General features: G+C 46.0%; 17 protein-coding genes. 12 read left to right on the forward strand and 5 right to left on the reverse strand.

What is annotated here, in order from left to right; genetic code table 11:
• The first annotated feature begins 12 nt into the window (after window positions 1-12).
• Entirely contained in the window at window positions 13-1,728 is a 1,716-nt protein-coding gene (gene ptsP / locus RT269_RS05050) for a phosphoenolpyruvate--protein phosphotransferase (RefSeq protein WP_313180964.1), read from the forward strand.
• A 99-nt stretch (window positions 1,729-1,827) separates the two neighbouring features.
• Window positions 1,828-3,120 (forward strand): O-antigen polymerase, encoded by a 1,293-nt coding sequence (locus RT269_RS05055; RefSeq protein ID WP_313180965.1) that lies wholly within the window; start codon window positions 1,828-1,830, stop codon window positions 3,118-3,120.
• Between the two features lie 67 nt (window positions 3,121-3,187).
• Here RT269_RS05055 and RT269_RS05060 read toward each other — a convergent pair whose 3' ends face one another.
• Window positions 3,188-4,165, reverse strand: a complete 978-nt coding sequence (locus tag RT269_RS05060) for a DUF4349 domain-containing protein (protein ID WP_313180966.1) — start codon at window positions 4,163-4,165, stop codon at window positions 3,188-3,190.
• A gap of 105 nt (window positions 4,166-4,270) precedes the next feature.
• On the reverse strand, window positions 4,271-5,122 hold the full coding sequence (locus tag RT269_RS05065; protein ID WP_313180968.1) for an AraC family transcriptional regulator: 852 nt from the start codon (window positions 5,120-5,122) through the stop codon (window positions 4,271-4,273).
• Window positions 5,123-5,267: 145 nt separating this feature from the next.
• Here RT269_RS05065 and RT269_RS05070 point away from each other — a divergent pair, with 145 nt between their 5' ends.
• The 9 genes from RT269_RS05070 to RT269_RS05110 all read left to right on the forward strand — a co-directional run bounded on the left by RT269_RS05070 (window position 5,268) and on the right by RT269_RS05110 (window position 16,709).
• Window positions 5,268-6,290, forward strand: coding sequence for a D-alanine--D-alanine ligase family protein (locus RT269_RS05070; RefSeq protein ID WP_313180969.1), 1,023 nt, complete (start codon window positions 5,268-5,270; stop codon window positions 6,288-6,290).
• Window positions 6,287-7,147, forward strand: a complete 861-nt coding sequence (dapF, locus tag RT269_RS05075; RefSeq protein WP_313180970.1) for a diaminopimelate epimerase — start codon at window positions 6,287-6,289, stop codon at window positions 7,145-7,147. The genes RT269_RS05070 and dapF overlap by 4 nt, the downstream gene beginning before the upstream one ends.
• Window positions 7,148-7,366: 219 nt before the next feature.
• Window positions 7,367-10,345 (forward strand): EAL domain-containing protein, encoded by a 2,979-nt coding sequence (locus tag RT269_RS05080; protein WP_313180971.1) that lies wholly within the window; start codon window positions 7,367-7,369, stop codon window positions 10,343-10,345.
• A gap of 156 nt (window positions 10,346-10,501) precedes the next feature.
• A complete protein-coding gene (locus tag RT269_RS05085; protein WP_313180973.1) occupies window positions 10,502-11,707 on the forward strand; it encodes a pyridoxal phosphate-dependent aminotransferase in 1,206 nt (401 codons plus the stop codon).
• The gene (gene hisC / locus RT269_RS05090; protein WP_313180975.1) at window positions 11,707-12,759 is read left to right on the forward strand and encodes a histidinol-phosphate transaminase; all 1,053 of its coding nucleotides are present in this window, start codon (window positions 11,707-11,709) and stop codon (window positions 12,757-12,759) included. The genes RT269_RS05085 and hisC overlap by 1 nt, the downstream gene beginning before the upstream one ends.
• Before the next feature lie 56 nt (window positions 12,760-12,815).
• Window positions 12,816-13,943 carry a sporulation integral membrane protein YtvI gene (gene ytvI, locus RT269_RS05095; RefSeq protein WP_313180976.1) on the forward strand — a complete coding sequence of 376 codons (1,128 nt, stop codon included), beginning with the start codon at window positions 12,816-12,818 and terminating at the stop codon, window positions 13,941-13,943.
• A 55-nt stretch (window positions 13,944-13,998) separates the two neighbouring features.
• The gene (locus tag RT269_RS05100) at window positions 13,999-14,949 is read left to right on the forward strand and encodes a glycoside hydrolase family 25 protein (RefSeq protein WP_334308537.1); all 951 of its coding nucleotides are present in this window, start codon (window positions 13,999-14,001) and stop codon (window positions 14,947-14,949) included.
• A gap of 21 nt (window positions 14,950-14,970) precedes the next feature.
• Complete coding sequence (locus RT269_RS05105; protein ID WP_313180978.1) at window positions 14,971-16,341, forward strand: MATE family efflux transporter; 1,371 nt, start codon at window positions 14,971-14,973, stop codon at window positions 16,339-16,341.
• A 17-nt stretch (window positions 16,342-16,358) separates the two neighbouring features.
• Window positions 16,359-16,709 (forward strand): NifB/NifX family molybdenum-iron cluster-binding protein, encoded by a 351-nt coding sequence (locus tag RT269_RS05110; RefSeq protein WP_313180980.1) that lies wholly within the window; start codon window positions 16,359-16,361, stop codon window positions 16,707-16,709.
• A 71-nt stretch (window positions 16,710-16,780) separates the two neighbouring features.
• Here the strand turns inward: RT269_RS05110 and RT269_RS05115 are convergent, their stop codons facing one another.
• From RT269_RS05115 to RT269_RS05125, 3 genes are read right to left on the reverse strand one after another with little or no spacing between them, the layout of a single operon-like run.
• Window positions 16,781-17,566 (reverse strand): ABC transporter permease, encoded by a 786-nt coding sequence (locus tag RT269_RS05115; RefSeq protein WP_313180981.1) that lies wholly within the window; start codon window positions 17,564-17,566, stop codon window positions 16,781-16,783.
• An 11-nt stretch (window positions 17,567-17,577) separates the two neighbouring features.
• On the reverse strand, window positions 17,578-18,381 hold the full coding sequence (locus RT269_RS05120; RefSeq protein ID WP_313180983.1) for an ABC transporter permease: 804 nt from the start codon (window positions 18,379-18,381) through the stop codon (window positions 17,578-17,580).
• Window positions 18,382-18,393: 12 nt separating this feature from the next.
• Complete coding sequence (locus tag RT269_RS05125) at window positions 18,394-19,194, reverse strand: ABC transporter ATP-binding protein (RefSeq protein WP_313180985.1); 801 nt, start codon at window positions 19,192-19,194, stop codon at window positions 18,394-18,396.
• A 380-nt stretch (window positions 19,195-19,574) separates the two neighbouring features.
• On the opposite strand from RT269_RS05125, the gene RT269_RS05130 reads away from it, so the two are divergent.
• Window positions 19,575-19,958, forward strand: a complete 384-nt coding sequence (locus RT269_RS05130) for an ArsR/SmtB family transcription factor (RefSeq protein WP_313180986.1) — start codon at window positions 19,575-19,577, stop codon at window positions 19,956-19,958.
• The last annotated feature ends 15 nt before the right edge of the window (window positions 19,959-19,973 follow it).

Below are 19,973 nucleotides of genomic sequence, written 5' to 3' on the forward strand. Positions count from 1 at the left end.
AGGAGGCTAATTATGTTTAAAGGAACAAGTGCATCTGCGGGAATCGGTATTGGGAAGGCCGTCAACGTGGAAGAAGCAGAACTTAAGATCAGGAAAGAGGCAATCACAGATCCGGAGGCTGAAAAGGCCCGCTTTCAGGCAGCAGTCAAACAGGCCATGGAAGAGACCGGCATTCTGGCACAGGATCTGGCAACAAAAGTGGGAGAAAAGGAAGCGGAGATTTTAAATGGTCATTTATTGCTCCTTTCCGATCCAATGCTGACAGGTGAGATCGAAAATTCCATAACAGGGGAGAGTGTTAACAGCGAATATGCGGTTGAAAAAGTATGCAATACCTATGCCGATATGTTTGCTTCTATGGGAGACGAGCTCATGCAGCAGAGAGCAACAGATATGCACGATATCAAAACCCGTGTGCAGAAGATACTCATGGGGGTAAGCTCTGTGGATATTTCCGCGCTGCCGGAGGGAAGTGTGATCGTTGCAAGAGATTTAACGCCTTCCATGACAGCCGGGATCAATCCGGAAAAGGTAGTAGGTATTGTCACAGAACTGGGAGGAAAGACATCCCACAGCGCGATTCTTGCCAGAGCCCTCGAAATTCCTGCAGTGGTTGCCATTGAGGGATTTTTAAGCAAGGTATCCGATGGAGATGAGATGATACTGGATGGTTCTCAGGGAATTGTCATCGTAAATCCGGAAGATTCGTTAAAAACGGAGTATACCGTAAAAAGAGAAGCCTTTTTAAAGGAAAAGAAGGAACTGGAGCAGTACATCGGAAAGCCTACCGTAACAAAGGATGGCACGGCCATTGAATTGGTAGCCAATATCGGAAAGCCTGAGGATGTGGAAAAGGTTCTTCATTATGACGGGGAAGGAATCGGACTGTTCCGTACGGAATTTTTGTTTATGGACCGTACCTCAATGCCAACAGAGGACGAGCAGTTTGAAGCTTACCGGAAGGTTGCGGTTGCAATGAACGGCAAGCCTGTGATTATCCGGACTCTGGATATCGGCGGAGATAAGGAAATCCCATATATGGGCCTTGAAAAGGACGAAAATCCATTTTTGGGTTACAGAGCGATCCGTTTCTGCCTGGACCGGAAGGAAGATGTGTACAAGCCTCAGCTGCGGGCCCTTTTAAGAGCCAGCGCGTTCGGCAACATCCGCATCATGGTTCCCATGGTGACTTGTCTGGAAGAGTTCAGAGAAGCAAAGGCCCTTGTTGAAGAGCTTAAGAAAGAATTTGATGAAAAGGGAATCGCCTATAAAAAAGACATTTCAGTGGGAATCATGGTGGAGACGGCTGCCGCTTCTTTGATGGCGGATGCGTTTGCAAAGGAAGTTGATTTCTTCAGCATCGGAACCAATGACTTAACCCAGTACACCATGTCTGTGGACAGGGGAAATGATAAGGTATCCTACTTATATTCCCCATTAAATCCTGCAGTTTTAAGAAGCATCCGCCATGTCATTGAATGCGGACGCAGAGAAGGGATTATGGTGGGAATGTGCGGGGAGGCTGCCAGCGATCCCATGATCATTCCCCTGCTTCTGGCATTCGGCTTAAATGAGTTCAGCATGAGTGCGTCGGCTATCTTAAACGCCAGAAAGCTGATCACCGGCTACAGCATAAAAGAACTGCAGGCAGTGGCAGAAGAGGCAATGTCCTATTACACTGTAAAAGAGGTAGAAGATTATATGAGAGAGTTCATCAGCCGCATATAATGGACGACCAAAGGGGAAGTGCGGCTGTCGCCTGGCGGCGGCTGCCTTTTTTCCATATAAGACGGCGTTTCTATTATTTGCAAAAGGGGATATTTTGTGATGAGTGTTTATCTGATCAGCTATGGAGCGTCTTATTTATTTGCAAGAGCAGGTTTCTACTGGCTGTCTGGTATTATTTTAATACTGGCAGCTCTTTTCCTGTATTGGCGGGATTACCGCCGGACCGAGAATATCATTCATTTAAGGGGATTGTTTTCTCTGTTCTGGGTAGGAGGAGAAGGCATCGCCTGTTTAAAGCTCTCAGAGCTTTCTTTTGACTGGAATATTATTACGTGGCTCTGCTTTCTGGTAGCATTCCTGGGATTTTGGGTCACCTTTGAATTTTTTGCAAAGCTGCAGGGAGAATCAGGAGGGCAGCGTTCCAGCTGGTTCAGTTTTAAAGGCTATGAAAGGCCTCTGTTTCTATCCATGGTTTTTGTCACCTTTGTATCCCTTGCCGGTTTTATCGTTGAGGCGGCGGTACTGGGGTTCATCCCATTCTTTGTGAAAGGAGTGCCCCATGCTTACTCTACGTTCCACATAACAGGAATTCACTATTTCACTGTATCCTGCGTGCTGGTGCCTGCGCTGTCGGTCCTTTATTTTTGCATAGAACAAGGGAGAAACGGCTTAAGGCTGATTCTGGCTATACTTATGGACGTCATCGCATGTTTGATTCCGATTTTATGCGTGTCCAGGTTCCAGCTGATCCTTTCTGTAGGATTGGCAGTTCTCACCTATATTGCGATGGAGCACAGGCTGAAGATCGCTTATGGGGTGGGCTTAGCGATCGGCATGATTCCCATTTATGTGATCCTCACCATTGCACGAGGCCATGATGTCTCTTACTTAAATGGTATTTTTCAGATGAAAAACAGCCAGATGCCCATTTTTATCACCCAGCCTTATATGTACATTGCGAACAACTACGACAATTTTAACTGTCTGGTGGAGTGGCTTCCGTCCCATACCTTTGGTCTTCGGATGCTCTTTCCCTTATGGGCTCTTACAGGACTTAAATTCCTTGTCCCGGCCCTTGTGGACTTTCCCATCTATGTGACAAAAGAGGAATTGACTACGGTTACCCTGTTTTATGATTCCTTTTATGATTTCGGCATCGTGGGCGTCCTGCTTTTTGGATGTATTCTTGGGGGAATTGCGTTTTTCCTGGTGAGGATGTCAAAGCGTATCCGCAATCCCATCGGCTATCTGTTCTATGCCCAATTTGCCATGTATATGATCCTTTCTTTTTTCACGACCTGGTTCAGCAATCCCTCCACCTGGTTTTATTTTGGAATGACAGGGATTTTATTCGCTTTCTGTTCGTGGAAGAACAATGGAAGGCATGGATGACACGGATGACAATAAAAAAGCTCCTGGAAAAATCCGGGAGCTTTTTTTTATTTGGTATGATTTGATGTCAAACTTTAGGTGTGCCGAAAGTCTCCTTTTCCTCCTTGGTAAGAGGGATGGCAGGGAGTTTTTTCTTTTTGCGCCGGCAGAAGAAGATAATGGCAGAGGCAATGGCTGCAATGGGGAACCAGAATGGGATAGTGGTAATGATGCCGATCGTAAGGCTTAACACGACGTCCTTAAAAAGCTTAAGATTGCTTGTAAATCCATTGCTTATACGGGTTCCGGCTGATTCCGGAGCAATGGGAGTAAACGTGGTGACTTCCCTGATACTGAGGGAAACCGTACTGTAATCCACCTGATTGTCAAAAAGCTTAAGCTGGGATTCCATGGATTCCAACTGATAGCGTATCTCGGAAAGCCTCTGCTGAAGGGTGATGACCGTATCAATTGATTCCGCTTTTTCAAGGAATTCCCACAGCTTTTCCTGCTCTATTTCCAGAGACTTCTTTCTGCTTTCCAGATCGCTGTACTGCAGCGTGACATCCTGGGTGGATTCGGATTTGTTTGTAACATTTCCGTTTGTTTCTACGGTATCAATAAAGCTGTCGATCTGGTTTACGGGAACCCGGACGGTCATATTGGCAAATCTTGGGCCCGGACTTCCCATGCGGTCCTGGCGGCTGCCTGACATGTCGGACTGTTCCACATATCCGCCAAGCTGTGTAATTTTGGACTGCAGGTTTGAAAGAAGTGTTTCAAACTCATTTGTTTCCACGTTCATGGATATGTTACGTATAAGCTTTCTTCCAGCCGGCAGCATCTGGCTGCTTCCGGTTTCGCTTGCCAGTGATGTCACCGGCTTTTCCTCCGTCTCATTTTCATACTTGCTGTCTGCGCTAACCGAGTCATTGATCTCTGCAGGCATGGCAGCCCCATAATCCGATGCGGCGTTCTGAGCCGTTGCTGCGGACTTGTTTGAACATGCACTTAAGCAGAAAACGATCAGAAGAGACGGAATAAATCCCCATTTTCTTATTCTCATGGAACCCCTCCTTTTATCAGCATATTTCTAAGAATCATGTGATATCCTTAGAATAGCATGACGCCCTGACCATTTCAACAAAGGCAGAGAAAGCTTAAGAAAAACTTATATATTTACACGTTCTTTTACGGCTTCAGATGGGGAAACGTGATAGTGTTTTTTATAGGCTCTGAAAAACGTTGAGTAATTTTTAAAACCGCTGGCAAAACATGCTTCGGTAACCGGAATTCCTGTTCTTAAAAGATCCCTTGCCAAAGTCAGCCGTTTTTCCGTGATATAATCAAACAGAGTGTAGCCGGTTTCCCCTTTGAATAAGTGCATCAGGTGATAGCGGCTGATATAACAGGCCTCTGCAATTGTTTCTACGGTTATCTCCTCTGTTAAGTGATTGTTGATGTAGTCCATAATGTTTATAATGCGCCTGTCACCGGTGGTAGGGGGCAGGTATTGTACCCGGTTGGCCAGGGAGGCCCTGTTTAACTGAATCATGAATTCCAGAAAAACCACCTGGCAGTACAAATCCCTGGCATATCCATCATGGGTACAGGCATACTCCAGGTTCGCCAATGTGCGGTATAAGCCGCTCTTTTCCATGGAATGAATCCGCAGGACGTGGGAGTGAAGCTCTTTCGATTTCTGGAAGCAGGTGCTCAAATCATAGCTGTCGGACCGGTAAGCCAGTAAGAAGCCGGGAGAAAGATAGACGATAATCCTTTCATAAGGCACCGAAGGATCGATGTCAGGCTTGTGGATATCGTTATGGCGGACCAGTATGATGTCATAAGGCTTCAGTTTATAAGCGCATCCTTCAATCCGGTAAGTCACAGATCCCCGGATGAATATGATGATTTTATCAAAATCATGATAATGGTATTCAAAATCCTGTTTTATTGTATCGGTCAGATGAAACAGCCGGAAATCACTGTTTAAATATCCGCGCTTTTCGTAGTTGTCCATGCCAATCTTAAACCTCCTGTATGCTTCCTTTTATAATACAACATAATTTGCAATAAAAAAAGCATTATATTGATGGAAATGATAAATAGTGCTGTATATAATGGAGTATATAAAACAAATGTGCAGGAACAGAAGGAAGACAAGAATGAAAATAGTCGTGTTGGCGGGCGGTTACAGCCCGGAAAGAGAAGTCTCATTATCTTCAGGTGCGATGATCACAAACGCCCTGATAAAAAACGGACATGAGGTTTACCTGCTGGATTCTTATCTGGGAGTTGCTGACGGAGAAGCGGTCTGCTTTAAAAGCCTTAAAGATGGTACAGACCTTTCCTGGGAAATCGGAAAAAAGGTACCGGAGCTTGACCGTTTGAGTAAAGAGCGAAAGGGAGAAGGATATATAGGAAACCGGGTCATTGAAATCTGCAGTAAGGCAGATGTAGTATTTCTGGCACTGCACGGAGGTGCGGGGGAAAACGGACAGATACAGGCCGTTTTTGATGCCTATGGCATTTCCTATACAGGAACTGGTTATGAAGGGTGCTTAAAAGCCATGGATAAGCCCATGGCAAAACTCCTGATGAAAGCTTCAGGCATACCAACCCCGGATTGGCGCGTTTATACGAGAGGAGAGCCTTTGGAACCGTTTTCATTCCCCTGTGTGGTAAAACCATGCGGCTGCGGATCCAGCGTAGGCATTACCATGGTGGATAAGGAGGAACAATGGGAGCCGGCCCTTGATTCTGCCTTTTCCTATGAAGACCGGATACTGGCGGAAGTAAAAATTATTGGCAGGGAATTTTCTGTTGGAATCCTGGGAGAAAGGGCCCTTCCCCCAATCGAGATCATACCAAAGTCAGGGTTTTATGATTATGAAAATAAATATCAGGCAGGTATGACAGAGGAGATTTCTCCGGCAAGGCTGACAGAAAAAGAGGAGGAGGCCATGGGCTTTATGGCCTTAAAAGTCCACCGCGCTCTGGGACTTGGCTATTATTCCAGGGTAGATTTCATCATGGAGGAAGATGGCAGCCTTTCCTGTCTGGAGGCCAATACGCTGCCGGGAATGACGCCTTTCAGCCTTCTTCCGCAGGAAGCTTTAGCTGCCGGAATTTCATATTATGAATTATGTGAGGATATTGCAAGACACGGGAAAGGAGTTTTATCATGAATATCACATTGGAAAAATACCATGGACTGGGCAATGATTATCTGATCTTTGATCCTAATAAAAATGAATTGGAGCTGACAGAGGAAAGTGTCCGGCTGATCTGCAACCGGAATTTTGGTGTAGGATCTGACGGGCTTTTGGTAGGTCCGATTCTGGGGCAGGATAAACTGGAGCTTAAGATTTTAAACCCTGATGGAAGCGAAGCAGAGTTAAGCGGCAACGGAGTCCGGATCTTTGGAAAATACTTAAAGGATGCGGGATACGTGCAGAAAAACCGCTTTATTGTAAATACGTTAAGCGGGCAGCAGACGATCCAGTACTTAAATGAGTCCGGGACCAAAATAAAGGTGTCCATGGGAAAACTAAGCTTTTTCAGCGATGAAATTCCTGTAACAGGGCCGAGGAGAGAGGTATTGAATGAAACCCTGATGTTTGGAAGCATCCCTTACCGGGTCACCTGTGTGACCATAGGCAATCCTCACTGCGTCATCTGGCTGAATGACATATCAAAGGAACTGGCCTGCCGGATCGGAAAGCATTCAGAAACAGCCGATTATTTCCCGGAAAAGATTAATACGGAGCTTTTGAAGGTTGTGGACAGGACTAATATTGAAATTGAGATTTACGAACGGGGAGCAGGATATACCCTTGCCTCCGGAACCAGCGGCTGTGCGGCGGCTGGTGCGGCATACCGCATGGGGCTTACAGATCCCAAGATGTACGTGCACATGCCGGGAGGCGTGCTTGAGGTGGAAATTGAAAAGGATGGCAGCGTACTGATGACAGGGGAAGTCGGTTACGTGGGAAGATTCACCCTTTCTCATGAAATGACGGAGGAGCTGCGGGCACTTCGGTAGTAAAATATAACAGATTGGCAAAGAGGCACGACGATCACCGTAAACTCAGAGCAGGAGGGAACTGCTGGTCTGGGATAAACGGAGGATCGTAGTGCCTCTTTCGTGTTCCTGTTTCATGATCTGGGGCTGAACCGGTTGACGGAAATAGCGTTTTCATACTATAATATTACAATAATTTATATGGTCGCAGATAATGTGATGCAGGAGAGGCGGGGGCTTATGAATCTTATGTCGGCTGAAAATGCAGAAGCCGGTATTTACATAGTTAACCAGGATTACAGAATCATTTATCTCAATGATGCGGCTAAATCATATTATCCGGATTTAAGAGAAGGTATGTACTGTTATCAGGGGGTTGGGAAAGGACTGGAACCCTGTAAAGACTGTCCTGGTACAGGAGGAAAGTCCGGGCATGCGATATTATATAATTCTGCCTCAGAGCTTTGGATGGATGTATCCTCAGGCACAATTGACTGGCCAGGACATGACGGATGCAGGCTCATCATGTTCCGGCCGGTGGCTGAAAAGAATAAAAATCTCTTTTATCATCTGACGGACAACACCGTTTATGATGAACTTTTTGAAATGAACATTGCAGCAAATTCATATAGGATCCTGTTTTATCAGAAAGATAAATTCAGGATTCCAAAACTGGAAGGACAGTTAGACGCCATGTGCCGGGAGGTGGCGGATTTCATGATCCACCCGGAAGACAGGGAGAGGTTCCTGGAATTCTGGGATGGGCCTACCCTGCTGGACCGCCTGCATGCCAGCGGAAAGATCATCAGGGGAGAATTCCGCAGGCTGCTGGTGGGCGGAAGTTATTGCTGGACCAGTGTGATTGCTGTTTTGTTCCGGTGCGGGGATTGTGCGGACCCTATTATCATGAGTTATGTCCAGGATGTTGACATAAGAAAGAAACAGGAAGAGGAAGAAAAGAAAAAGCTTAAGGAAAAGCGGGAAGAAACGGATTCCATGACAGGGCTTTTCCGATACGGTCCTTTTTTTGAAAAAGCGGAGCAGCTTTTAAAAGCTCGATCCGGCACAAGATATTTTATGGTGGCCATTGACATTGAGCATTTTAAGCTTTTTAACGAATGGTATGGGGAAGAGGAAGGGGACCGGTTCCTGATAAAGATCGGAAAATATTTGAAGTCCTTAGAACTGCTGTATGGTTCCATTGCAGGGTATATGGGAGGCGACGATTTTGTCGTCATCCTTCCGGAAGATATCTCCATTTTAAAAAACCTGGAAGGCGAGATCAATTACTATGCCAGACAATATGGCGGAAATGCGGGATTTCTTCCGGCATTTGGCGTCTACCGGATCGAGGATCACAGCCTTTCCGTCAGTATGATGTATGACAGGGCAGCGATCGCACTGAACTCCGTAAAGGGCAATTATGCCAAGAGAATCGGCTGGTATGACCCTGGCATGAAACAAAAAATGGAAAATGATCAGATCCTTCTCTCGGAAATTCAGAGCGCACTGGAAAAAAAGGAGTTTATTTTTTACGTTCAGCCCCAATGCAATATGCTTACAGGCAAGATCATCGGTCTGGAATCCCTGGTCAGATGGCGGCATCCCTTACGCGGGCTGATCTCTCCCAGAGAATTCATACCGCTTTTGGAACAGAATGGGTTTATCACTTATCTGGATATTTATATCTGGGAGTTGGTATGCAGACAATTAAACAAATGGGGTAAGGCTGGGAAAAAGCTGATACCCATTTCCGTCAATATGTCCCGCATGGATATCTATGCCATTGATGTTGTGGAGAAATTCAAGGAATTGGTGGAGAGGTACGAAATCGATCCAAGGTACTTGGAAATCGAGATTACGGAAAGTGCCTATGCAGAGGATGATGATAAGATGCAAAGGGTACTGGAGGACCTGCGCAGGGCAGGCTTTCCGGTGTTCATGGATGACTTTGGAAGCGGTTATTCCTCACTTAACATGCTCAAAGATGTCAATGTTGATGTCATTAAGATCGACACCAAATTCCTGGATATGAATGAGAACAGCCAGAGCCGTGGAATGGGAATTTTAGAGACCATAGTGAGAATGGCCAGGGTCATGCAGATGAAGATCATTGCGGAAGGAGTCGAAACAAAGGACCAGGTGGATTTTTTAAGAAATATCGGCTGTATTTACGGGCAGGGATATTATTATTATAAGCCGCTTCCTGTGGAAGAAGCGGAGCAGCTCCTGATGCAGGAGGATCACGTAGATTACGGTGGGATCCAGGCCCGCCAGCTGGGGCAGCTGAAACTGGAGGACTTATTTAATGAGAACATCACCAGTGAGGCGATGTTGAATAACATGCTTGGAGCAATCGCCCTGTATGAAGTGAATGAGGACCGGTGCGAGGTTCTCCGGGTAAATCAGGAATATTACCGCATTACAGGGGATAATCCGGGGGATATGGAAGAACGCAGGTGGTTTCTCTTAAACCGGATCTATAAAGATGACAGAGACTGGGTTTTGAATATATTTGAGAACGCATACAGCAATCCGATCCGGGGAGGGGAAGGTATTTTCCGGCAGTACCGTTTAAGCGGGGAACTGATGTGGGTACATCTTCGCGTATTCTTTTTAAGGGAACAGGATGAACACCGTTTGTACTATGGAGCGGTAAGGGATGCGACTGAGCAGATGGAGCAGCGCCAGAAGCTTGAGGACTCCCAGAAAATATTGGGAGATGTGCTGAGGCTTTCCGGGAGAGACCTTTCCTTTGAGAGGCTGCCGGACCGTCATGCCGCCGTTTCCATGATGGAGACTTATGTGAAGCGCCGCCGCTTCCAGCCTTCTGCTTTAGTTCTGTTTGAGATCCAGGGACCGGAAGATATAAGCAAAAAAGGCTGTAAGGCTGAAAAACCGATTTTTGCACCTTATGTGGACTGCTTAAAGCGCTTTTTCAGGGAAGATGATATCATCTGCCTGAACGGTGTATATGAAGCAATGGTACTTTGCAAAAATATCCGGAGCAGTGATATGGAACATAAGCTAAAGCGGGTGGCGAATGCTTTAACCCGGGAACTTAAGGGAAATGAGAAAGAACCGCTGTTTTGGATCAATACCGCCTTTGCTGTGATCGAGGCGCAGGACAAGAATTTTGAAGATTGCTGTGATAAGGCAAGATTGGCTCTGGTACAGTCCAGTAAGCTTTCAGATAGAGAAAATGTGAAATTGGAATAGACCGCTTCCTACACTTGTGATACAATGAGCGCAAGAGAGCGAAGATGAGCTTGCTCATCGGCGCGAACGGCGAATGTTGATCATGAACCGCAGGTTCATGATATAATGAGCGCAAGAGAGCGAAGATAAAATCACTTCAGGGAAAGGAATAAGATTATGATAGCAGACAAGATGAGACCCCTTGTAGAAAACAATTCCGCCATCCGTGCCATGTTTGAAGAAGGAAAGAAGTTGGCTGCCGTGTACGGCAGTGAGAATGTCTATGATTTCAGCCTTGGAAATCCCAATGTACCGGCTCCTCCGGCAGTAAACCAGGCCATTCTTGACATTATCAGGGAAGAGGAAACCACTTTCATTCATGGATACATGAGCAATGCAGGATTTGAGGATGCGAGAGAAGCAGTTGCTCAGTCCTTAAACAGGCGGTTTGGAACTCATTTTCGTCTGGAGAATATCCTTATGACCGTTGGAGCGGCCAGCGGAATGAACGTCATATTAAAAACCATATTGGATCCCGGCGATGAAGTGGTGGTGTTTGCGCCGTATTTTATGGAATACGGTTCTTATGTCCGGAATTATGACGGTGTGCTTGTGACAGTACCTCCGGATAAATCCACCTTTCAGCCTGATTTAAAGGAGTTTGAACGGCGGATCACCTCTAAGACAAAGGCAGTGATCATCAATACTCCCAATAATCCTACCGGCGTGGTTTATTCTGCGGAAACTCTCCGTGAGATCGCAGGCATCCTTAAGAAAAAGGAAACAGAGCTTGATACCCAGATTGTGCTGATCTCTGATGAACCTTACCGGGAACTGGCTTATGACGGGGTGGAGGTTCCTTTTGTCACACCGTTTTATCATAATACCATAGTCTGCTATTCTTATAGCAAATCATTATCCCTGCCTGGGGAACGGATCGGATATCTGGTAATTCCCGACGAAGTGGAGGATTCCCCAAAGGTCATAGCTGCTGTCTCTGTTGCCAACCGTGTGCTGGGCTGCGTCAATGCACCTTCCCTTATGCAGCGGGTGATCGTCCGCTGTGTGGATAGCCAGGTAAATCTGGAAGCCTATGACAGGAACAGGGAGCTTCTCTACAACAAGTTAAAGGAATATGGATTTGACTGCATCAAACCGGAAGGAGCTTTTTACTTATTTGTAAAAACTCCTGTTGATGATCAGGCATTCTGCCAGTCCTGCAAAGAGCACCGGGTGCTTTTGGTGCCTGGAACTTCTTTTGCATGTCCGGGTTATGTAAGGATCGCTTATTGCGTATCCTATGAGCAGATCCAACGCTCTCTGCCTGCATTTAAGAAGATAGCAGAGGAGTATGGCCTTACAGGAAAAAGGGAGGAAGCATAATGAAGCCATGGGAAGCCAACATCCGCAGAGTTGCCCCTTATGTGCCAGGGGAGCAGCCAAAAGGAGAGAAGTTAATTAAGTTAAATACCAATGAAAATCCCTATCCCCCGTCTCCCGGCGTTAAGCAGGCTTTGGCACAGATGGACTGCGACTGGCTCCGCAAATATCCGGATCCGGCTGCCACAGTTCTTATTAAAGCCCTTTCAAATGTTTATGAGATCGAAGAGGACCGGATTTTCGTAGGTGTAGGTTCTGATGATGTGATCGCCGTAGCTTTTATGACCTTTTTCAATTCCGGGAAACCTCTCCTGTTTCCTGATGTGAGCTATTCCTTTTACAAGGTTTGGGCGGATTTATTCCGGATTCCGTATGAAACACCCGTCCTTGATGAGGATTTTCGTATCCGGAAGGAAGATTATTACAGGGAAAATGGGGGAATCATATTCCCGAATCCCAACGCGCCCACCGGTATTCTTATGCCCCTTTCTGAAGTGGAAGATATCATAGCCCATAACCAGGAGTCAGTGGTGATTGTGGACGAAGCCTACATTGATTTCGGCGGAGAAAGCGCCATAAGGCTGACTGAAACATACGAAAATCTCCTGGTGGTGCAGACCTTCAGCAAATCCCGTTCCATGGCCGGAATGAGAATCGGCTGTGCTTACGGACATCCGGATCTGATCCGTGCGCTGAATGACGTGAAGTATTCCTACAATTCCTATACCATGAATATTCCTTCCCTGGTTTTGGGAGCAAAAGCCCTTGAAGATGATAAATATTTTAAGGAAACCCTGGATAAGATCATATACACAAGGGAACAGGCTAAGAAAAGGCTTGGGGAACTTGGATTTACTTTCCCGGATTCCATGGCAAACTTCATCTTTGCCTCTCATAAAGAACGCAGGGCAGAGGAGATCTACAAGGCTCTCCGGGAAAACGATATTTATGTCAGGTATTTTAATCAGCCAAGACTTGACAATCATTTGCGTATTTCCATAGGAACAGATGAGGAGATGGAAGGGCTGTACACTTTTTTAAAAGAATTTCTTTAGATTTTTTTTGTTTGCCAGGAAGACTTTTAAGTAGTATCATATAATGGGTGATTAAAATGGAAAAAGTTAGAAAGTATTGCAGACTGATTCTCAATATTGTTATACCGATTTTATTTGTATACTTGATTTGTGTATGGGGACCGAAGATTTTAAATTTCTTCCTTCCCTTTGTCATTGGCTGGATCATTGCGATCATTGCAAATCCTTTGGTGCGCTTCCTTGAGAAACATTTGAAGATTGTCAGGAAACACAGTTCTGTGCTCATCGTAGTTGCAGTGCTGGCCCTTATTATCACGGTGCTTTATTTCCTGATCTCTAAGCTGGTTTATGAAGCGGCCGGATTTGCAAGAGATATTCCCAAGTATTATGAATCTGCCTGGATCGAGACCCAGAAGCTGCTTTTGCAGGTGGAGAGGCTTTTGCAGTTTTTGCCTCAGAACATTCAAGTTTCTGTGAACCAGTTTTTTACCCACATGGGCGAATATTTAAATGTGATGGTTCAGAAGATCGCTTCTCCTACGGTGACGGTGGCGGGAAATGTGGTAAAGAGCATTCCGGCAGCTTTGGTTTATACCATAGTTACGATTTTTTCATCCTATCTGTTTATTGTGGATCGGGATAGGATTATGGAAGTGCTTCGCCGGTATATACCGGAGGGAGGGACAAAATATTACCAGTATCTTAAGAAGGATGCAAAGCGTCTGGTGAGCGGTTATTTTCTTGCCCAGTTTAAAATCATGTTTATCATTGCAGCAGTACTGGCGGCAGGATTTCTGATATTGGGAATAAAATATGCGCTGCTTCTTGCAGTTATTATAGCGCTTCTTGACTTTCTTCCGATATTAGGTACCGGCACCATTCTGATTCCATGGGCATTGGTCCGCCTTGTTGCAGGTGAGTATGCCTTTGGTGTCGGCCTGGTGGTCATCTATGTTCTGACCCTGGTATTAAGGCAGGTCATACAGCCAAAGATCGTAGGGGACACCATGGGTCTTGACCCCCTCATGACGCTGCTGTTTTTATATTTGGGATTTAAGATCAGTGGGATTGCCGGTATGATTTTAGCAGTGCCCATTGGTATGCTGTTTTTAAATCTATATGAATTCGGAGCCTTTGATTCTTTTATTAACAGCGTGAAGACATTGATCCATGATATGAATGCGTTTCGCAGGGGACCGGATTAAATCACCCTGTAGGTATACTGTATACCAGGAAAGCATGAACAGGAAAGAGGAAATGATGAATAAGAATACAAAGATAAGAATAGCCTTATGCCTTGTTGCCGGACTTATGACGTTAAAAGCCACGGCTGTGCCCAAGGAAGGATTTTCTGCGGAGGCATGGAAGCTGGAAAACGGACAATATGTGGATGCCTCCGGTATTCCCATCCCAGGCGCGCTGGAAAAAGGAATTACCGTATCAAAGTATCAAAACCGTCAGACTGGCTTAAATGGCGGAATCGATTGGAAGAAAGTGGCTCAGGATGGGATTTCCTTTGCCATGGTGCGGATCGGTTATCTCAATGACATGGATCCTTATTATTCCATAAATATGGCAGGCGCAGCGTCAGGCGGGCTTAAGACCGGCGTGTTTTTCTATACCCAGGCTCTTGATACCCAGACTGCGGTAGAGGAAGCCAGGTATGTGCTCCGGATGGTGAAGGATTACCAGATTTCCTATCCGATTGCATACGATGTGGAATCCCAGTACCTGCTTGACAATCATTTATCAAAGCAGCAGATTACGGATAATATCAATGCATTCTGCAAGACTATTTCAGACGCAGGATACCGGCCGGTGGTTTATGCCAATAACAAATGGCTGACCAATTACATTGATATAAACCAGATCCCGTATGATGTCTGGTATGCCAGATACGGTTCCGTAAACAATTATAAGAACCGTACCATTTGGCAGTGTACGGACCAGGGAAGAGTGGAGGGAATCGACGGTGATGTGACCATTGAATTTTCCTTTGCGGATTACAATGCACTGATCCCTTCGGAAGGCTGGAAGAATATTGACGGAAACCAGTATTATACTAAAAATTATAGTAAGCAGACTGGTTGGATCCAGGTGGGAGGCGCCTGGTATTATCTTGATTCCAATGGTATCATGATTCATGATACAACCATGGATATAGACGGAGTTACCTATACCTTTGGCTCTGACGGAGCCATGGTTCAGTGACCGGATTAATGGAGTTTTGATGTGAAGACAGAAAATAATTTAGATACGGACCAAATAAAAGGACTGGTGTGGAGACTGGCGATTCCCTCCATGCTGGCCCAATTTGTTAGTGTTTTTTACAGCATTGTCGACCGAATGTACATAGGAAACATCGCCGGAATAGGCGAGACCGCTTTGGCAGGAGTAGGAATCTGCGGTCCAATTGTGACCATGATCTCTTCTGTTGCATTCTTAGTAGGAGTAGGCGGCTCCCCCTTAATGAGTATCCGCATGGGAGAGAAAAACCATCGGGCAGCCAGCCAGATTCTTGCAAACTGTTTTTTACTTTTAACGATTTTATCGGTGGTAATCACCGTTCTTTCCTTTATGGGAAAGGGAAGGCTTTTGATGTGGTTTGGGGCCAGCGAGGCCACCTTCTCTTATGCCAATGATTACATTACCATATGCTTACTTGGCACTATTTTTGCTCTTTTGTCTACGGGAATGAACCAGTTCATCATTTGCCAGGGCTTTGCAAAGGTGGGTATGAAGTCGGTTCTTTTGGGGGCCGTATGCAATATCATTCTGGACCCGGTGTTTATGTTTGTGTTTGGTCTGGAAGTAAAGGGAGCTGCAATCGCCACAGTTTTGTCTCAGATGGCTTCCTGCATCTTTGTGCTCCGGTTTCTGTTTGGAAACAGGCCCCCTATCCGGATCACCTTTGGGGATTACGACTGGCAGATTATGAAGCGTGTTCTGGTGCTGGGCCTAAGCCCCTTTCTTATCATCGCATTTGATAATATTTTGATCATATCCTTAAATATGATGATCCAGCGTTACGGCGGAGAGGGCCAGGGAGACATGCTTCTTACCTGTATGACCATCGTGCAGAGCTTTATGTTAATGGTTACCATGCCCCTTGGAGGAATTACCGGCGGAACCCAGACCATCTTAGGCTATAATTACGGTGCAGGAAGGCCTGACCGGATTAAAAAGGCAAGCCTTCATATTTCAGGTCTGGCCCTTGGTTTTACTACCATCATGTTTATCCTTGCTCATACGGTTCCTAAGTATTTTGTCCTTATCTTTACGAAGAATGAGGCTTACGTGGAACTGACGGTATGGGCAATTAAGATCTATACCATGGGCATCATACCTCTGGCCCTGCAGTATGCAGTTGTTGACGGATTTGTGGGGATGGGTGTCGCAAAAGTCGCAATTTCCCTTTCCATGTTCCGGAAGGTGATATTTTTAGCCGGTGCCGCCCTGATCCCGATCTGGTTTGGAATCGATAAGATATTTTATACGGAGCCTGTTTCAGATTTTATCAGCGTAGCCGTGTCGCTGATCGTGACTTTTTTGGTGCTTGACCGGGTCATTAAAAAGAGTGGGGCGGAAAACAAAGGAACTTAAGAATGGAGGTCATATTTATGAAGATTGCTGTAACTTATGACAACGGAGAAATATTCCAGCATTTTGGAAAAACAGGGCAGTTTAAAGTTTACCAGATAGAAGAGAAAAAAATAGCATCCACAGAAGTGGTTGATACAGAAGGAAACGGACATGGTGCATTGGCAGACTTCTTAAAAGGGCTTGGGGCTGATGCCGTAATCTGCGGAGGAATCGGAGAGGGTGCCAGGACTTCTTTAAGCAAAGCCGGGATTCAGTTGTATCCAGGAGTGACCGGGGCAGCTGATCCTGCGGTGGAAGCCTTATTGGACGGCAGCTTAGTTTATAACCTGGATGCGTGCTACAGCCATCATGGAAAAGATGGGCACTAGACCATAAAGAAAGACCGGGGAGCAAACGGAATCTTAAGATTCCGCCTGCTCCCCGGTCTTTTTGTTTTGACTTAAGAACCGGCCGATTGGTAACGGGACAGTCCAAAATTCCATAAGAGGCCGGCCGGTACCAAAAAGAGACAGGCAGCCAGAGGAAGGATGCTGTACCATGATTCAGAGGTCTTTCCTGTGAGATATAAAAAGGGATAATATTGAAACAGGGCAAAGGGAACCAGGTAAGTACAGATGGTCAAAAGGGTTTTTCCATAGATGCCGATGGGATATTTCCCGTATTCTCTGGCTCCGTCCGTAAATATGTTCATAAATTCCAGGCCCTCAAGGGTAAAAAAGCATATGGAGGCAAAAATCAGATAAATGGCCGCGAACACCGCCACCCCGCCTATGATCATAAGGACAACGGTCATAACACGGACAGGGGTCCAGATGATAGAACTGGAATACAGGCCGTAGGCCAGCATAACGACAGCCTGCAAAAGCCGGCCGATTCTGGTCAGCTCTATTTTACTGCACAGGACAAGAAACAGGCTACCCCTTGGACGGAGGAGGATGCGGTCAAATTCTCCGTTTCCGATGATGGTTTCAAACGTGTCCAAACTTCTAAAGATGGTCTCAGCGATGGTAAAGGCCATAAGCGTAATAGAAAAACAGAGCAGGACCTCACCGTAAGAAAACCCCTTTACTTCTTTAAATCGGTCCATCATAAAGCGGACTCCAAGAAATATGTTAAAGGATATTAAAAACTGCCCGATGGTGGTCAAAAGGAAGGATACTTTATGCTGCATCATGCCCTTTAAGTGTATGAGAAGATACTTTTTATATAATTGTATTGAATTCATGTTTCCTCCTTTCAACCGCCCTGGATCACAACACGCTTTAAGGCATTGCGCTCCATGACCCGTCCGATAACCAGGAACACCGCCAGCCAGCATACCTGCCCAAGAAGGCTGACATACATATCATGTCCATTCAAGTCGCCGCCGAAAATCCGGAAAGGGACATTCTGGGCCGATGCAAAAGGCAAAAAGTTCACAAATTCCCTGATCCCGTCCGGCAGGAACGGAAGAGGAATGACCGCGCCGCTTAAAAACTCGGAAAGGGAGGTGACGATCAGTTTGATTCCCTGGGAGGAAATGGTGTAAAAAACGGACATATATACCACCATACCAAAGGCGACTACAAAAAGAAGCCCCAGGGTCATAGACAAAAGGGTAAAAAACCATGTATGGAGGCTTCCGGGAAGTGCGAGTCCGTAAGGAGCCGGCAGCAGCCAGGCAAACAGCAGGATGGGCATGCACCGCAGAACTGCCTTGGAAAGGCGGACAGCCAGACCTCTGACAAACCACATATGGTAAAGACGGATTGGACGGCATAATTCATAGGCTACGTTTCCGGTGGTTATGGAATTGAAAAGCTCAGACTCCCAGAACCAGGTCATGTAAAGGGCCAGAAAGGCCTGCTGCAGCCATATGTAGGTGGAAAGAGCCTGGAATTCCATGGGAAAGCTTTCCGGAGCAGCCTCATAAAAGGCCCGGAATAAAAGAATCTCCATAGTTCCCCATACGAACTGGGTAACCATGCCGGAAAGGGCCGCTGCCCGGTATTGAAGCCCGTGGATAAAACGGATGCGGAAAAAGGACCAATATTTTCTCATGATACCTTCCTCCTATATCCGGTAATCCCGGTAAAGGGCGGCAATGATCTCATCCAGTGTTGCTTCTTTTGTGGGACGGTGGGATTTCAAATCGGAAAGGGTACCGTCCAAAAGCAGCCGTCCTCTTCCAATTAAGAGGACCCTGTCTGCCAGTGCATCGATGTCCTGCATATCATGGGTGGTGAGCAGGACCGTGGTCTTGTGTTCCTTATTCTGCTTTCGGATAAAATCCCGGACCGCAAGCTTGGATACTGCATCCAGACCAATGGTGGGCTCATCCAGAAACAGAATTTTAGGCCTGTGAAGAAGGGATGCTGCGATTTCACAGCGCATCCGCTGGCCCAATGACAGTTGTCTGGCCGGAGTGCGCAAAAGCTCGCCTAAGGATAACAGCCCGGTCAGCTCGTCAAGGGTTTCCTGGTATTGGTGTGTGGGGATTTCGTAGATGTCGCGGAGCAGTTCAAAGGAATCAAGGATGGGGACATCCCACCAAAGCTGGCTGCGCTGGCCGAAGACAACGCCGATGTCCTTTACATGTTCCTTGCGTTTCTTCCATGGGATACGGCCATTGATCATGCAGGTGCCGTTATCCGGTGTCAGTATTCCGCTAAGAATTTTGATGGTGGAGCTTTTACCTGCTCCATTCGGTCCGATATAGCCTACCATTTCTCCGTCTCCTATGGTAAAGGAAATATCGTTAAGAGCGAGGATGAGTTCCATCTCTCTGTGAAAAAGAGCCTTCACTGCTTCTGAAAAGCCGGCACTTCTTCTTGCGACCTTAAAGGTCTTGTTCATGTGTTCCACTTGAATCATATAAGTTCCTCCTGGCAGTAATATTTGTGAATCCGTTCGTTCCGGCAGCGGGCAGCTCTTTGTTAAAAAAGAAGCTTGTCATGACCAGTCAGAGGATCCTAATATCTTTCCAAGCGGTGAGCGCCATTGGGGAAACCAATGGAAACGCTGCTCTCCGGAATCCGTAATTTTCTTTTTCCGGGGACTCTACCGTGGTATCAATATTCTCTTTTCCTGAATGTCAGATTTGAAATTAGATTGGAAAAGGACCTTTAGTCTACCACCGCGGATAATGGCTGTCAAGTGAGGAAGAAAAAACTCTTGACAATTATAAAAAAAGTGATAATATAAACATATGAACAATTATTCATATAATAATATAAGGATCAAGGAGGTACCAAATGGAGCAGGATAACAAAAAGAACATTCGGGATAGTGAGATCGACCAATGCGATTTTATCTGCGTTCATGAAAATGTTGTGAACCAGGTGCTAAAGGTCATGCCCCAGGATCAGGAGCTTCTTGATCTGGCGGATTTCTTCAAAATATTTGGTGATGCTACCAGAATAAAAATACTCTACGTACTCAGCCAGTCGGAGATGTGTGTGTGCGATATCGCAAATCTTTTAAAGATGGGGCAGTCAGCCATCTCCCATCAGCTTCGGGTGTTGAAGCAGATGCGCCTGGTGAAGTTCCGCAGGGAAGGAAAGACCGTATTTTATTCTCTGGCCGACGGCCACATCGAGTCAATTCTGGCTCAGGGGATGGAGCATATCAATGAGTGATGAAGACGCTGATAA

The organism is Lacrimispora sp. (genome assembly GCF_032078915.1).
Classification (GTDB): Bacteria; Bacillota; Clostridia; order Lachnospirales; family Lachnospiraceae; genus Lacrimispora.